This is a genomic window from Arthrobacter sp. RIT-PI-e (genome assembly GCF_001187915.1).
In the GTDB taxonomy this organism is placed as follows: Bacteria; Actinomycetota; Actinomycetes; order Actinomycetales; family Micrococcaceae; genus Arthrobacter_D.
Genome location: NZ_LGIU01000091.1, coordinates 13,621 through 28,800, shown reverse-complemented (window position 1 = coordinate 28,800; position 15,180 = coordinate 13,621). Strand labels below are relative to the sequence as shown.

At 71.4% G+C, this 15,180-nt stretch carries 13 protein-coding genes; 6 read left to right on the top strand and 7 right to left on the bottom strand.

What is annotated here, in order from left to right:
• Positions 1-8 precede the first annotated feature (8 nt).
• Together AC792_RS13145 and AC792_RS13140 are read left to right on the top strand one after the other, a co-directional pair.
• A complete protein-coding gene (locus AC792_RS13145) occupies positions 9-884 on the top strand; it encodes a DUF3097 domain-containing protein (RefSeq protein WP_049830957.1) in 876 nt (291 codons plus the stop codon).
• A gap of 51 nt (positions 885-935) precedes the next feature.
• On the top strand, positions 936-1,352 hold the full coding sequence (locus AC792_RS13140; protein WP_049830956.1) for a DUF4870 domain-containing protein: 417 nt from the start codon (positions 936-938) through the stop codon (positions 1,350-1,352).
• 115 nt (positions 1,353-1,467) lie between these two features.
• On the opposite strand, the gene hemW is transcribed toward AC792_RS13140, so the two are convergent.
• Positions 1,468-2,697 (bottom strand): radical SAM family heme chaperone HemW, encoded by a 1,230-nt coding sequence (hemW, locus tag AC792_RS13135; protein WP_049830955.1) that lies wholly within the window; start codon positions 2,695-2,697, stop codon positions 1,468-1,470.
• A 30-nt stretch (positions 2,698-2,727) separates the two neighbouring features.
• The gene (gene lepA / locus AC792_RS13130; protein WP_049830954.1) at positions 2,728-4,581 is read right to left on the bottom strand and encodes a translation elongation factor 4; all 1,854 of its coding nucleotides are present in this window, start codon (positions 4,579-4,581) and stop codon (positions 2,728-2,730) included.
• A gap of 221 nt (positions 4,582-4,802) precedes the next feature.
• Here lepA and AC792_RS13125 point away from each other — a divergent pair, with 221 nt between their 5' ends.
• The 4 genes from AC792_RS13125 to AC792_RS13110 all read left to right on the top strand — a co-directional run bounded on the left by AC792_RS13125 (position 4,803) and on the right by AC792_RS13110 (position 6,648).
• Positions 4,803-5,363: a type II toxin-antitoxin system PemK/MazF family toxin gene (locus AC792_RS13125; RefSeq protein WP_049830953.1), complete on the top strand. Its 561-nt coding sequence runs from the start codon at positions 4,803-4,805 to the stop codon at positions 5,361-5,363.
• 270 nt (positions 5,364-5,633) lie between these two features.
• Positions 5,634-5,894, top strand: coding sequence for a 30S ribosomal protein S20 (gene rpsT, locus AC792_RS13120; RefSeq protein WP_049830952.1), 261 nt, complete (start codon positions 5,634-5,636; stop codon positions 5,892-5,894).
• A gap of 116 nt (positions 5,895-6,010) precedes the next feature.
• A complete protein-coding gene (locus tag AC792_RS13115; RefSeq protein ID WP_049830951.1) occupies positions 6,011-6,457 on the top strand; it encodes a hypothetical protein in 447 nt (148 codons plus the stop codon).
• Entirely contained in the window at positions 6,454-6,648 is a 195-nt protein-coding gene (locus tag AC792_RS13110; RefSeq protein ID WP_049830950.1) for a hypothetical protein, read from the top strand. The genes AC792_RS13115 and AC792_RS13110 overlap by 4 nt, the downstream gene beginning before the upstream one ends.
• A gap of 78 nt (positions 6,649-6,726) precedes the next feature.
• On the opposite strand, the gene holA is transcribed toward AC792_RS13110, so the two are convergent.
• From holA to leuS, 5 genes are all read right to left on the bottom strand, one after another.
• Complete coding sequence (holA, locus tag AC792_RS13105) at positions 6,727-7,737, bottom strand: DNA polymerase III subunit delta (RefSeq protein ID WP_049830949.1); 1,011 nt, start codon at positions 7,735-7,737, stop codon at positions 6,727-6,729.
• A 112-nt stretch (positions 7,738-7,849) separates the two neighbouring features.
• A complete protein-coding gene (locus AC792_RS13100; protein ID WP_049830948.1) occupies positions 7,850-10,390 on the bottom strand; it encodes a ComEC/Rec2 family competence protein in 2,541 nt (846 codons plus the stop codon).
• Positions 10,387-11,385 carry a ComEA family DNA-binding protein gene (locus tag AC792_RS13095; RefSeq protein ID WP_049830947.1) on the bottom strand — a complete coding sequence of 333 codons (999 nt, stop codon included), beginning with the start codon at positions 11,383-11,385 and terminating at the stop codon, positions 10,387-10,389. The genes AC792_RS13100 and AC792_RS13095 overlap by 4 nt, the downstream gene beginning before the upstream one ends.
• A 282-nt stretch (positions 11,386-11,667) precedes the next feature.
• A complete protein-coding gene (locus AC792_RS13090) occupies positions 11,668-12,570 on the bottom strand; it encodes a DegV family protein (protein WP_049830946.1) in 903 nt (300 codons plus the stop codon).
• Positions 12,570-15,068, bottom strand: a complete 2,499-nt coding sequence (leuS, locus tag AC792_RS13085) for a leucine--tRNA ligase (protein ID WP_049830945.1) — start codon at positions 15,066-15,068, stop codon at positions 12,570-12,572. Before leuS ends, AC792_RS13090 begins: the two co-directional genes overlap by 1 nt.
• Positions 15,069-15,180 lie beyond the last annotated feature (112 nt).

Sequence of the window (15,180 nt, the reverse complement as noted above, 5' to 3'; positions counted from 1 at the left end):
CACCCGCGATGGAGTACGGCTGGGGGGCCCAGGACATCTCCGCACCGCGACGCACCGCACTGCCCGATGTACCGGTCGAGAAGGACATGGTCCTCAAGGACGTGCAAAGCGGGTTCGTGGGTGCAGTGGTGCGCGTGGAGAAATCGGGTGGACTGCACGTCATGGTCCTCGAGGACCGCCGCGGCAAGCAGCGTACGTTCCGGCTGGGACACGGGTTCCTCGTCGACGGCGATCCGGTGCACCTCGTGGCACCCGTGGTCCGTCCGGCCACCGTCCCGGGGCGGACCGCCTCGGGTTCGGTGCGGGTGGAGGGCTCCCGGGCCCGGACCGCCAGGGCGAGCAGGATCTGGGTGGAGGGCCGGCACGACGCCGAGCTGGTGGAAAAGGTCTGGGGGGACGATCTCCGGCTCGAGGGCATCGTGGTGGAGCCGCTGCACGGCATCGACGACCTCGCGGGTGCCATCCGCGCCTTCGCCCCCGGCCCGCGGCGTCGCCTCGGGGTCCTCGTGGACCATCTGCTCCCCGGAACCAAGGAGTCGCGGATCGCCCGGCAGGCCATGGACCAGCCCGGAGCCCGGGGCCACGTGCTGATCATCGGTCATCCCTACGTGGACGTCTGGCAGGCCGTGAAACCCGGCACCCTCGGTCTGACCGCCTGGCCGGTGGTGCCCCGCCACCAGGACTGGAAGACCGGTGTCCTCGCCGGGCTGGGCTGGCCGCACGCGGACCAGGCGGCGGTGGCGCAGGGGTGGAGACGGATCCTCGGCGCCGTGACCAGCTACGCGGATCTGGAGCCGTCGCTGCTCGGCCGGGTGGAGGAGGTCATCGACTTCCTGACCGCACCGCAGACGCCCAGCGCGCCGGGCGGATCCGGGACCACGTAGGCTTGGACCCGTTCGTGGGGGGAGAGTCCGCCCGCCAGGAGAGGAGGACCGTTGTCCGACACCGCCGACCCTCGCCGTTCCGAGTGGACGGCTCCCGAGCCCCCCTTCGAGGGAGCACCGGTCAATGCACTGCCGCTCACGGCGTCCGAGGACCGGCAGTTCGCCACCCTGGCGCACTTCGGCGGGATCCTCGGCTTCGTCCCCGCCCTGCTGATCCGGCTGATCTTCAAGGACCGCGGACCGTTCACGGCGCAGGAGTCCACGGAGGCACTCAACTTCACGCTCCCTCCCACGATCCTCGCCCTCGTCGCCTGGCTCCTCTCCTTCATCCCCGCGATCGGCGTGGCCTTCGCGATCCTCAACGCCCTCATCTGGATCACGCTGACCGTGTTCTCGGTGATCGCGGGTGTGCACGCCAGTCGCGGACTGCCCTACCGGTACCCGTTCACCCTCCGGCGGATCCGCTGAACGCCTGATCCACCGGACTCCCTATCCACCGGGCCGCTGAGGTACCGGCCCCGGCGGTCGACGCCGCCCGATCCGGTCGGTGCCCGGTCCTGTCGGTGCCCGGTTCTGTCGATGCTCAGTCGGGCAGGAGCCGGCGTACCACCGCGTCGGCGAGCAACCGGCCACGGAAGGTCAGGACGATGCGTCCGGCGAAGGCCGGAGCAGCCTCGACGAGACCCTCGGCGATCAGCCCCGCGACGGCGCGGCGTCCGCCGGGGGTCAGGACGTCCGCGGACAGCCCCTCACGGAGCCGCACCCGCAGCATGACGTCCTCCACGTGGCGGTCCTCCGGCGAGAGGACCTCGCGGCCGGCGGCGGGTGAGCGCCCCGCCTCGAGCGCCGCGGCGTAGGCCCGGGGATGCTTCACGTTCCACCACCGCGTGCCACCCACGTGGGAGTGGGCTCCCGGCCCGGCGCCCCACCAGTCGCTGCCGCGCCAGTAGGCGAGGTTGTGCCGGCACTCGTCGTCCGGCGTCCTGGCCCAGTTGCTGACCTCGTACCAGGTGAGCCCGCCACCGGCGAGGAGTTCCTCGGCGAGGGCGTACTTGTCCGCGTGGTCGTCGTCGTCGATCGGCGGGACTTGCCCGCGGCGGATGCGCGACGCCAGCCTGGTGCCCTCCTCGATGATGAGGGCGTAGGCCGAGATGTGGTCGGGTGCGTAGGAGAGCGCCGTGGTGAGCGACGTCCGCCAGTCCTCGAGTGATTCCCCGGGCGTGCCGTAGATGAGGTCGAGACTGACCTTCAGGCCCGCCTCGCGCGCCCAGCGCACGGCCTGGAGCACCCGCTCCGGCGCATGGGTCCGGTCGAGGACCGCGAGGACGTGCGGCACCGCGGACTGCATGCCGAAGGAGACGCGCGTGAAGCCGGCGTCCTTGAGGATCCGCAGGGACTCCGGTGTCACCGAGTCGGGATTGGCCTCCGTGGTGACCTCGGCGTCCGCCGCCAGCCCCCAGAGCGCGGTGGCCGTCGTCAGGATCGTGGCGAGGTCCTCCGCCGGGAGCAGGGTGGGCGTGCCCCCGCCGAAGAAGACGGTCGACAGTTCGCGGTGCGGCACCCCCGACGACGCCAGTGCCCGCGCGCCGAGCTCCAGCTCGGCCAGCACGGATCCGGCGTAGGCGTCCTGGGACGCCCCTCCCCCGAGCTCCGTGGCGGTGTAGGTGTTGAAGTCGCAGTACCCGCAGCGCACCGCGCAGAACGGGATGTGGACGTAGAGACAGAAGTCCCGGGTGTCCGCCCCGGCGGCGGCCCCTGCGGGGAGGACGCCGTCCTCCGGTGCCGGGAGGCCCAGGGGCAGGGTGCTAGGCATGGTGCGCCTCCCCGCCGGGTCCGTGCTGCGTCACTTCTTGGGCTTGTCCTTCGACTCGTCCGAGGAGAGGGCGGCGATGAAGGCTTCCTGCGGGACCTCCACGCGGCCCACCATCTTCATGCGCTTCTTGCCCTCCTTCTGCTTCTCCAGCAGCTTCCGCTTACGGGTGATGTCACCGCCGTAGCACTTGGCGAGCACGTCCTTCCGGATGGCACGGATGCTCTCCCGGGCGATGATCCGGGCGCCGATGGCGGCCTGGATGGGCACCTCGAACTGCTGGCGCGGGATCAGCTCGCGCAGCTTGCCCGTCATCATGACGCCGTACGCGTACGCCTTGTCGCGGTGGGTGATGGCACTGAAGGCGTCCACCTGGTCGCCCTGGAGGAGGATGTCCACCTTCACGAGGTCCGCCACCTGGTCGCCGTCGGCCTTCCAGTCCAGGGACCCGTAGCCGCGGGTCTTCGACTTCAGGAGGTCGAAGAAGTCGAAGACGATCTCCGCCAGCGGTAGCCGGTAGCGGATCTCCACGCGGTCCTCGGACAGGTAGTCCATGCCGCCGAGCACACCGCGGCGCTGCTGGCACAGCTCCATGATGGCGCCCACGAACTCCGACGGCGCGAGGATGGTGGCGGACACCATCGGCTCGCGCACCTCGGAGATCTTGCCCACCGGGTACTCGCTCGGGTTGGTGACCTTGATCTCCGTCCTGTCCTCGAGCGTGACGTCGTACTCCACGTTGGGTGCGGTGGAGATCAGGTCCAGGTTGTACTCGCGCTCGAGGCGCTCACGGGTGATCTCCAGGTGCAGCAGACCGAGGAAGCCGACGCGGAACCCGAAGCCCAGCGCGGCGGAGGTCTCCGGTTCGTACACCAGGGCGGCGTCGTTCAGGGTGAACTTCGCCAGGGCGTCGCGCAGCACCGGGTAGTCGGTGCCATCCAGCGGGTACAGCCCCGAGAACACCATGGGCTTCGGGTCCTGGTACCCGCCCAGGGACTCGGCGGCAGGCTTCTGCAGATTCGTGACGGTGTCACCCACCTTGGACTGCCGGACGTCCTTCACACCCGTGATGAGGTACCCCACCTCGCCCACGCCGAGGCCCTTGGAGGGCTTCGGCTCCGGGGAGCTGACGCCGATCTCGAGCAGCTCGTGGCTGGCGCGCGTGGACATCATCTGGATGCGCTCGCGCGGGCTCAGTGTCCCGTCGACCACGCGCACGTAGGTGACCACGCCGCGGTAGGTGTCGTAGACGGAGTCGAAGATCATGGCCCGCGCCGGGGCGTCCGGGTCCCCGGTGGGTGCGGGGAGCTCGCGGACGATCTTGTCCAGCAGCGCCTCCACACCGGCGCCGGTCTTGCCGGAGACGAGCAGGACGTCCTCGGGCTCCCCGCCGATCAGGTTCGCGAGCTCCGCCGCGTACTTCTCCGGCTGCGCCGCGGGCAGGTCGATCTTGTTCAGCACCGGGATGATGGTGAGGTTGTTCTCCATCGCCAGGTACAGGTTCGCCAGGGTCTGCGCCTCGATGCCCTGCGCCGCGTCCACGAGGAGGATGGCTCCCTCGCAGGCGGCGAGGGATCGCGAGACCTCGTAGGTGAAGTCCACGTGCCCGGGGGTGTCGATCATGTTGAGGGCGTACGCGGTGCCGTCCAGCTCCCAGGGCAGCCGGACAGCCTGTGACTTGATGGTGATGCCGCGCTCGCGCTCGATGTCCATGCGGTCCAGGTACTGCGCCTTCATGTCCCGCTGCTCCACCACCCCGGTCAGCTGGAGCATACGGTCCGCCAGCGTGGACTTCCCGTGATCGATGTGGGCGATGATGCAGAAGTTCCTGATGATCGCCGGATCGGTGGCGGCGGGCACCGGGGCGGTGCGGGCCATGGGTGACACGTGGGTTCCTCACTGTTGCTGGACAGGGCTTGAGCCGAACAGGGGCCGGGCCCGAGCACCGGCATCCCGGGTCCGCCGTCGGCGTCCCGCGCCGGCCGGAGCCGATTCGCCTACCTCACAGTGTCCCACGGAGCCGCGCGGCTCCGGCAATCGCGCGGACCCGGGCGGTGACGGGCACCCGCCCCTGGCCCTGCAGGTGCGAGCCTGGCTAGGCTTCCGTCATGCCGTTCGATGCGCGTTCCCTCCTGTCCCTCGCTCTCCGGGTGGCCCGTTCGGTGAGCTCGTCCGCCCCGACACGCACGGACACCCCGGGCTCCGGTGGACGACGTCGGGGGACGCGGGCGACGACGCCGTCGCCGTCCGGGACCGCCCGGGCGCGCACCACCGCACCACGGCGCACCGCCTCCGGAGGCGTGGTGTTCGAGTACTCCCCCTCCGCGGACGGCCGCCCCGACCCCGGGGAGATCGTGTGGACGTGGGTCCCCTACGAGGACGATCCGCACCAGGGCAAGGACCGGCCCGTCCTGCTCGTGGGGCGGGAGGGATCGCAGCTCCTCGGCCTCATGCTGACCAGCAGGGACAGGAACAACGCCCGGGAGCGGGACGATCGCTACGTGGACATCGGTACCGGCTCATGGGACACACGGGGCCGCCCCAGCGAGGTCAAGGTGGACCGCCTGCTGCGCCTGGACCCCGCCGCGATCCGACGCGAAGGTGCCGTGCTCCCCCGTGACCGCTTCGACGACGTCGTCACGCGCGTCCCCGCCCATCTCCTCGACTGAATCCCTCTCGACTGAGTCCCTGGAGGCCGTCCTGGCGGTATCCCCTCCCGGGCTCCGGTCCGGGAGGCACCGGCCGATCCGGAACACACTGTGCGAACACGCTGCGCGACGGCGGCCCGAGGATGGTTTCTGGTAGGCTCTACAGCTGTGTGTCCGCGCAGGTCTTCGGGCACTTCGGCCGATCGCCATACGGTATCCCCACGCCGCTCAGTCTCTGGTCGGCCGAAATACCCTCACGACCAGTCCGCATTACAAAGAAAGTTCTCATACGTGGCAAATATCAAGTCCCAGAAGAAGCGCATCCTCACCAACGAGAAGGCGAGGCAGCGCAACAACTCGGTGAAGTCCGAGCTCAAGACCGCCATCCGCGCCGTGAACACGGCCGTGACGAGTGCGGACAAGGACGCTGCCACCACCGCGTTGCAGGCCGCGAGCCGCAAGCTCGACAAGGCCGTCAGCAAGGGTGTGCTGCACAAGAACAACGCAGCCAACCACAAGTCTGCGATCTCCAAGAAGGTCAACGCGCTCTGAGCCGAAGAGCATGGACGAAGGGCCGGTTCCGCAAGGAGCCGGCCCTTCGTCGTTCGATACACCCCGGTGACCCCGGTCCGGGCGGGCGGGACGGACGCCGCGGATAGGCTGACGGCATGGTCATCGCGAACGCCACGCAGCCCCCGGCCCCGGTTGTCGTCGACATCGTCTCCGATGCCGCGTGGTGGGATCCCTGGGTCTCGTTCGCACCCTTCGTGGTGGCCTTCGTCGCCCTCCTCGCCCTCTGGCAGCGATCCCTCGCCGACGGGAGGGCACTGGCACAGCGACACGCGGCCGATGACCGGTCCGAGTGGTGGCGGAGGACCCAGTGGGCACTGGACGCCGCGTTCTCGGACGACGTCGCGCGGCGGAAGGCGGGGATCGGGGCGCTGCGGATCCTGGCCGAGAGCAACCTGGCCACCGCCGAGGAACTCGCCGTCCTGGACGCCGTCTGGACCGACGACCCGGAGGTGGCGCCCGACCGCGGGAGGTGGAGCGCTGGACGGCTCGTCGATGTGGGCAGACAATTGAGGCACGGTAATCGGAAAGAAGGCGGACGATGAGTGACGCAGCACGGATCCGCACCGGCGGACGTCCCGGCTTCAGGGGTCTCGGCAGGACCTCCCTCCGCAGATCGACCCCGGCCGAACGCGAGATCACGATCGAGAAGGCCAAGCTCCGCGTGGTGCTCGATCGTCGCCTCGGCCGTGAGACACCTGCCTCGGTCCTGAAGCTGGCGGAGCAGGATTCCTGAGCCGGTCGGGAGCACCGGCCGTGTCCGGCCGATCGCTCCTCCGAGTTTCTCCGGGTTGGTCTCGAACTGCTTCGCGGGTCAGTCGTCCCCGAGCGCGATGACGGTCACCGCACGCTCCACGGCGTAGACCGGATCACGGGATGCGCCCTTCACCTGCGCGTCGGCCTCGGCGAGCGCGCGGATGCATCGGGCGAGACCGGCGGAGCTGAAGCGCTGCGCCTCCCTCCGGGCCTGATCCACCTGCCAGGGCGCCATCCCGAACTCCTTGGCCAGCTGACCCGAGGATCCCCTCGTGCCGTGGACCTTCGCCACGGCACGCACCTTCATGGCCAGGGCGGCGACGATCGGCACAGGGTCCTCACCGGAGGCCAGGGCGTGGCGCAGCATCGACAGCGCGCTCGCGGTGCGCCCCGCGAGCGCGGCGTCGGCCACCTTGAACCCAGTGGCCTCCACGCGTCCGCCGTAGTACTTCTCGACGGTCTCGATGCCGACGTCCCCGGCGGTGTCGCTGATCAGTTGCCTGCACGCCGCCGCGAGCTCGGGGAGCTTGGACCCCACCGAGGCCACCAGGGCGCGCAGCGCGTCGGGGTCGATCCTGCGCCGTGCCGCCTTGAACTCGGTGGTCACGAAGTCCGCCTTGTCCGCGTCCTTCTTGAGGGGTTGGCAGTCCACCACGGTGGCCTTCGCCGCCTTGAGTGCGTCGAGCAGCTTCTTGCCCCGGTTGCCGCCGCCGTGCCGCATCACCAGGACGACGTCGGGGGCCACCTCGGTGAGGTAGGCGAGCGCGTCGACGAGGAAGGCGTCGTTCATCTGGGCGAGATTGGAGACCTCGATGATCTTCCAGTCCCCGAAGAGCGAGGGGCTGGCCTGCATGAGCAGCGTGCCGGCCTCGTAGGTCCCGGCGTCGAGCTGCACCAGTTCCGCTCCGGGCTGGGCGCTGCGGACCTGGGCGCGGATGGACTCCGCGGCCTGCGAGGCGAGGTAGTCCTCCGGGCCGGAGAGCAGGACCAGGGGTGCGGGGCGTGCGTCCCTCCAGGAAACCTGCTGGGACGGTGCAGTGCTGCGACCACTGGATGGTTTCGTTGCCACGGACGTATGTTCCCTTTCGGTCGGTCTCCCCCTACTGTGCCATGTCCGTCACCGGCGTCCGCCCCTGCCCGCGATCGTCGCGACGGTGCTGCCGGTCCCCGCGGGTAGGGCATCACGGTAGTTCCCTGACCTCGAGGGTGCCCGCTGTGAACTCCAGGGTGAAGGAGCCGAGCTGGTCGGTGCGGGCCGTGGCGATCCCGGCGCGGTCCAGTGCCTCGATGATCGTGGCGTGCGGGTGGCCGTAGTCGTTGTCCCGGCCGAGCGAGATCAGGGCGAGGTCCGGCTGCACGGCACCGATCAGTTCCGTGCCACCGTTCTGAGCACCGTGGTGTGCCACCTTGAGGATGTCCACCCCGTCGGTGGCCAGGGAGGGTTCGGCGCGCAGCATCCTCGCGGCGGCCTCCTCTTCGAGGTCACCGGTCAGGAGGACCGTGAGGGTGCGTTCCGGGGTGGGGACGGAGACGCGGAGGACGGCGCTCGCGTTGTTCTCCTCGCCGTCGGCGGGTCCGGCCGGTGGCCAGAGGACGTCCACGACCAGTGGGGGCACCACCAGGGACGTGTCCTCGTCGAGGAGCCGGGGCTCCGCCCCGGCGGCTTCCGCCGCCTCGGTGAGCTCCGGCGGGAGGACCGCCTCTCCGGTGGAGTAGTAGAGGGCCGAGACGGTCCGTCCGCGCAGGGCGCCCTCGACACCGCCGTAGTGGTCGTCGTGGAGGTGCGTGATGACCAGCGCGTCCAGGACCTCCACGCCGAGGCGGTCCAGGCAGCCGTCCATGGCATCCGGATCGGGGCCGGCGTCGACCACGAGGGCGTGGCCCGGCGCCGAGCTGATCACCAGTCCGTCGCCCTGCCCCACGTCGCAGACGGTCATGAACCAGGCGTGTGCCGGTGGGAGGTGGGCACGGACCAGGATGATGCTGCCGGTGAGGACGCCGGGCAGCAGCACGAGGCCGATCACCAGGCGACGCCTGCGTCGGGGATCGACCCCGGCGACCCGTCCCGGTGGCGGGGTGCGCGTTCCTGGCGGGGACGGCGCCACCGCGAGCGCTCCCCTCCGGGCAGCCACCTGGGCGACGAGGCGTTCGCGGTACACGATCAGGGTGAGCACGAGGGCGCAGGAGAGGAAGGAGACGATCACGCCCGGAGGTCCTGCGATCCAGGGCAGCGACGCCGCCGGTGCCGCGGCGAGCATGTCGGCGGTGTTCGCGACCCACCGGGTCCCGAGTTGTGCGGTGCCGACCAGCGGCTGGACGAGGACCGGGGCCGCGATCAGGGCCAGGACGGCCAGCATACCGAGCAGTGTGATGGCGGGGACCACGGGGGATGCGAGGATGTTGGCGGGCAGGGAGTAGACCGGCAGGGACGGCTGGAGGACCACGAGGATCGGGGTGCAGAACAGCTGCGCCGTCAGGGGGATGGCGAGCACCTGGGCGACGAACTGCGGCAGCACGGCGCTCAGGGACGCCACCACCAGGGGCCCCGCCGTCACCAGGCCGAGGGTGGCGGCCACCGAGAGCATGAAGGCGAAGGACAGGGAGAGCCAGGGGTCGAAGGCGAGCAGCACGATGATCGACAGCAGGAGCAGCGTCAGGGAGACCTTGCCGCGGCCGGAGAGGACGGCCGCGACCCCGATGGCACCCATGACCGCCGCGCGGAGGACGCTCGGTTCCGGCCGGACGAGCAGGACGAAGCCCACGAGGGCTAGCACCGCTCCCACCGCCGCGGGAAACCGGGGGCACCGTACAAGACGCAGGCCGAGGAAGGCGAACGCGATCACGTAGGAGCAGTTGGCCCCGCTCACCGCGGTGAGGTGGGTGAGTCCGGTGGTCTTCATGTTCTCCTCGAGGTCGGGATCCAACCCTGTCCGGTCCCCGAGGGCCATCCCCGGGAGGAGCCCGCCGTCGCGGTCGTCGTGGCGGGAGTGGTCCCTGAACGCCGATCTCAGGGCGTCGGTGGAGGCGAGCCAGCCTTCCGCCTGCTCGATCACCGGTTCGGTGGCCGGGAGGAAGAGCGCCCTGGCCCTCCCCACGCGGTCCGGCGGCTCGGCACTCCCGAGCACCGTGACGGTGTCGCCCATCGCCACCTCGGACCATGCATCGCCCGCGAGGACCGCCACGGGGGTCTCGGCGACGAACTCCGTCCCCTGCAGCACGCCCCCGATGACCTCGGCGTCCAGCAGGATCCGGTCACCGCCACCGAAGGCGCCCGGGCCGAGGGATCTCGGCTCCCCCGAGATGCGGAGCACGGCGGTGAAGGAGGACCCGGAGGTCACCGCGTCCCCCACCGGTCCCGACTCCGCGCGAACCAGACTCCCTCCGGCGGCCAGGAGCACCAGCGCGAGGGTCGCGGCGGGGGCGAGGGCCTGCACCGGGATCACAGCCCGGCGTCGCCCGGACCGCCTCCGGAGGATCACCCAGGAGGCGAGGACGACGGCGACCGCAACGGCGACCAGACCTGCACCCGTGGCGTCCGTCGCGTCGACCCGGATGGCCCAGGCGGCCGCGGCCCAGGCGACGACCGCGGAGGGGAGCAGGCGCAGGTCGCCCTGCCACAGCGGGTCCGCCTCGCTCGGCCCCTCGTCCGGTCCGGCGCCCGCACCGGAGGGAGGTACTGCCCGCCGGGAGCCGGGCCGCTTCCGCGGACCACCGCCGCTCATCGGACGACGACGAGCGGGAGGATCCCCTCGAGCATCGCCGGGCCGATGCCGGGTACGGCGTCGAGGTCCGCCGGCTGGGTGAAGGGCCCGTTCTGCGCCCGCCAGTCCAGGATCCGCTGGCCGAGCACGGGGCCGATACGGGGCAGGGTCTGCAACTCCGCGAGGGTTGCGGCATTGAGGTCGACGAGTCCCGCGGTGCCACCGGTGACCACCGGTGGTTCACCCGCAGAGGCACCGGTAGCGCCGGCGGGGGCACCGACTGACGCCCCTGCCGGATCACCCACCGGATTCCCGGAGGCGGTGCCGGCTCCCTCCGGTGCGGTCGTCGACCCTGCCCGCGGTTCCTCCCCGACGGCGAGGAGGTGGATGTGTGCGCCGTCCGCGGGTGTGGCCGCGAGGTTGATCCCCTCGAGGTCGGCGTCGGGCGTGGGACCACCCACCTGCTCGATGAGCTCGAACAACCGCGTACCGGGTGGGGCGGTCACCACCCCGGGCGAGGCCACCGCTCCGGTGACGTAGAAGACCGACAGCTGGCCCGTACCCCCGGAACCCGTCGGCGCGACGGCCCCCGAGGGAGCTGTCGCTCCACCCGTACCGTCGATCGCCCGGCCCACTGCGGCGCCCGGGGCGGTCGCACCGGGCAGGTCCCCGGGGCCCTCCCCCGGCCCGGGTGACCCGTCCCCCCGGCTCTCCTGGCTCTCCTGGCTACCGTCGGGCGAGGCAGGTCCCGGGACCTCGGTGTCCAGCTGCACGGACACGGCGGCCGCCGACGGCTCGGAGCTGCGGACGAGGAACAGGGCAGCGCCGACCGCCAGGGCGACGCCGAGGAAGACGAGAGCCGCAGACCTTGCGACCCGCCACTGCACGGGTGGCCGCGATCTGGGCTGGTCCTCCTCGAACCACTCACCGAACGCATCGACCCGGATCTCCGTGTCCGGGCGACCGGCATCCCGACCATCGGCGTCGTGCACGGCTCCGCCCTCACCCTGGAACACCGCGGGCGGACCGTCCCCCAGTGTCCCCCGCCCCCCTGACGTCCACGGTGAGCCGGAACGTCCCTGCGCTCGTCGGCCCTGGTCCGGCGGTGAAACCGGTTCCGGAGGCGGCGCGGTGCTGAGCGGCGTGGCATCACCCGCCGTCGGCCATCGGGGCTTTCCCATGCCCGCCACGCTAGGCGCGGGTCTCCTCCCGCCACGGTCCGCCGGAGGCTATGTGGACATCCGCCGGAGGGCAGCGGGAAGGAGCAGAGGAGGTGGGCACCCGGGCGGGGCCGGCGATCAGCGGTCCGGTGTGCCTCGGTGATCCGCGCTGACCGCCACCGCGAGCACCCCGAGTCCCGCGTGGGCGGCGAGGACCGCCGGGCACGGCGCGAGGGCCACGCGGTCCTCCCCCGTCACCCCCGCCAGGCTCCCTGCCAGCTCGGCGGCCTGCTCCGGGTTGCCGAAGTGGTGCACGGTGAGCGTGACCGGGGCGTTCCGCCTGGCGCCGTCCGCCTCCACCAACTCCCGCAGCCGCAGCATGGCCCGGGGTACCGAGCGGAGGCGATCCAGCGGCACCAGCCGCCCGCCCCGGACGTGCAGGAGCACCCGGACGGCGCGGCGGGCCCCGACCCCGCCGGCGGCGGCCGGGAGCCGCCCGCCGCGCCGCAGCTGCGCGACGCTCGGCACGTAGAAGAACAGGGAGGAGCCCCGCGCGGCGATCGCGGCGGCCGCCGCGGCCCCCTGGAGACCGTCGGGCGCGGCGGCCAGTGCCGCGCGGGCGGCCCTGCCCTGTGCCATCCCGGCCGTCCGTGTGTCGATCCCCCCCGCCGGGAGCGGGGCGCGGGACGCGGCGGGCCGCGCGGCCCCCCCCGTCCCCGAGAGGGGGCCCGAGAGGGGCACGGAGACCCCCCCGCCGTACCCCTCCTCCGCAAGACCCCGGTACATGCGGTCGAACTGGCCGGGCGAGGGACGCGAGGTCCGCACCGCCGCACCGGCGGCGAGCGCCACCATGAGGGGTGCGATGACGTCGTCGTGCTCCCCGGTGAGGATGTCCTCGCCCACCAGCACGGGCATCGGCACCACGCGCAGACCGGCCGCAGGTCCGCCGGCGTCGAGCCAGTCGGAGGGGGAGCCCGCGGCCGAAGCGGTGACGACGGCGACCCGTTCGGGATCGCCGCCCCCATCGCTCCGCGTGGTCATCAGGCGGGGACGATGTTGACCAGTTTGGGGGCCCGTACGATCACCGGGCGGATCCCGCGGCCGTCCAGCACCCGCTGCACCTGCTCGCTGGCCAGGGCGAGCTCGCGCAGCTCGTCCTCGGTGATGTCCGGTGCCACGGTCAGCCGGTCCCGGACCTTGCCCTGCACCTGGACCACGGCCACCACGGTGTCCTGGGTGAGTAGGCTCTGGTCCACGACCGGCCACCCCGCGGTGGCCACCGTGGCCTGCCTGCCCAGCCGGGACCAGAGGTCCTCTGCCGTGTAGGGCGCGAAGAGGCTGAGCAGCACCGCGACGGCCTCGGTGGCCTCGCGGACGGCGGGGTCGGCGCCCCCCACCCCGGAGTCGATCGCCTTGCGCGTCACGTTGACCAGCTCCATGAGCTTCGCGACCACCACGTTGAACTTGTTGGCCTCCATCAGCTCCGTGGCCTCCGCGACGGTGCGGTGCGTCACCGAGCGCAGTGCCCGGTCACCCGTCGATGCATCGACGCCGACGACGCTGGTCACGTCACCACCGAGCCGCCAGGCGCGGGCCAGGAACTTCGCGGAGCCCGACGGCGAGACGTCCGCCCAGTCGACGTCGTCCTCGGGCGGGGAGGCGAAGACCATGGTGAGGCGGACGGCGTCCACACCGAATCGGTCCAGCTGCTCGCCGAGGTCCACGCCGTTGCCGAGCGACTTGCTCATGGCCTTGCCGCCGTTGAGCACCTGCCCCTGGTTCAGCAGTGCGGCGAACGGTTCGGTGAAGTCCACCATCCCGAGGTCGAACAGCACCTTGGTGAAGAACCTGCTGTAGAGCAGGTGGAGGATGGCGTGCTCCACGCCGCCCACGTACTGGCCCACGGGCAGCCACCGGTTGACGGCGTCGGAGTCGAACGGCATGGTGTCCAGCTGCGGGTCGATGAAGCGCAGGTAGTACCAGGACGAGTCCACGAAGGTGTCCATGGTGTCGGTGTCGCGTTCGGCGGCACCCCCGCACGAGGGGCAGGGCACGTTGACCCACTCCTCGACGGCGGCCAGGGGCGAGGTGCCCTTGGGCGCCAGTGCCTCCCCGCGCAGGCCCTCGGGCAGCGTCACGGGCAGCTGGTCGTCCGGGACGGGGACCTCGCCGCAGGACGGGCAGTGGATGATCGGGATGGGCGTGCCCCAGAAGCGCTGGCGGGAGAGCAGCCAGTCACGCAGCCGGTAGTTGACGGTGTGCTCGCCGGTGCCCTGCTCCTCGATCAGCTCGACGGCGCGCGCGATGGCGGTCGCCTTGTCCAGCCCGGAGAGCTCCCCGGAGTTGACCAGGGTGCCCTCGCCCGTGGTGGCGACACCGGTGTCCGCGGCGTCCTCGGCCCCGGTGTCGACGACGGTGCGCACGGGCAGGTCGAAGGCGCGGGCGAAGTCGAGGTCGCGCTGGTCGTGGGCGGGGACGGCCATGATGGCGCCCGTGCCGTAGTCGGCCAGGACGTAGTCGGCGGCCCAGACGGGCAGCTTCTCCCCGGTGAGCGGGTTGACGGCGTAGCGGCCGGTGAACACCCCGGTCTTCTCCCGCTCGGTGGCCTGCCGTTCGATCTCGGACAGACCCTTGACCTGCTCCCGGTACTGCTCGAGCTCCGCGCGGCGCTCCGGAGCGACGAGCTCCAGGGCCAGGGGGGCATCGGCGGCGACCACGAAGAACGTGGCCCCGTACAGGGTGTCGGGGCGGGTGGTGAACACCGTGACGTCGCTCGCCGGGGACCCGCCGTCGGCCTCGATGCGGAAGGTGACGTGGGCTCCCTCGGAGCGGCCGATCCAGTTGCGCTGCATCGCGAGCACGCGCTCGGGCCAGGATCCCTTCAGCTGCTCCATGTCCTCGAGCAGGCGGTCGGCGTAGTCGGTGATCTTGAAGTACCACTGGTTCAGGCTCTTCTTGGTCACGGGGGTACCGCAGCGGTCGCAGGCCCCGTTGACCACCTGCTCGTTGGCGAGCACGGTCTGGTCCTTAGGGCACCAGTTCACCGGGGAGTTCCGGCGGTACGCCAGACCCTTGTCGAAGAACCGGACGAACAGCCACTGCGTCCAGCGGTAGTACCCGGGGTCCGAGGTGTGCAGGCGGCGGCTCCAGTCGGCGCTGATGGCGTAGCGCTTGAAGGAGGTGGCCTGCGTGTCGATGTTCGCGTAGGTCCACTCCGCCGGGTGCGCATTGCGCTTGATCGCCGCGTTCTCCGCGGGCAGACCGAACGAGTCCCAGCCGATCGGGTGCAGGACGTCGTAGCCCTGCTGCCGGTAGAAGCGCGCCACGACGTCGCCCATCGCGAACGCCTCGGCGTGGCCCATGTGCAGGTCGCCCGAGGGGTACGGGAACATGTCGAGGACGTAGCGGCGCTCCCGCGAGCCGTCGTCGGCCGGTGCAAAGGCCTGGAGGTCGTCCCAGACCGCCGGCCACCTCGCCTCGATGGCGGAGACGTCGTAGGTGTTCTCGTCCGGCTGGACGCCCTCGGGATTGCTGCTCACTGTATGGTGACCTGTCCTGTCGGTGGATCTCGGTGCTGCTGCGCTGGTGGGGTGCCCTCCCCGGTGCCCTCCTCGGTGCCCGTTCCGGCGGTACCGGTGCCGGACACACAAA

Bases quoted from the DNA above. Each gene is read 5' to 3' on its own strand.
- AC792_RS13100 (WP_049830948.1), bottom strand. From the start codon at position 10,390: ATGAGCGGCGGTGGTCCGCGGAAGCGGCCCGGCTCCCGGCGGGCAGTA.
- AC792_RS13090 (WP_049830946.1), bottom strand. From the start codon at position 12,570: ATGACCACGCGGAGCGATGGGGGCGGCGATCCCGAACGGGTCGCCGTC.
- AC792_RS13145 (WP_049830957.1), top strand. From the start codon at position 9: ATGGAGTACGGCTGGGGGGCCCAGGACATCTCCGCACCGCGACGCACC.
- AC792_RS13125 (WP_049830953.1), top strand. From the start codon at position 4,803: ATGCCGTTCGATGCGCGTTCCCTCCTGTCCCTCGCTCTCCGGGTGGCC.
- AC792_RS13110 (WP_049830950.1), top strand. From the start codon at position 6,454: ATGAGTGACGCAGCACGGATCCGCACCGGCGGACGTCCCGGCTTCAGG.
- hemW (WP_049830955.1), bottom strand. From the start codon at position 2,697: ATGCCTAGCACCCTGCCCCTGGGCCTCCCGGCACCGGAGGACGGCGTC.
- AC792_RS13115 (WP_049830951.1), top strand. From the start codon at position 6,011: ATGGTCATCGCGAACGCCACGCAGCCCCCGGCCCCGGTTGTCGTCGAC.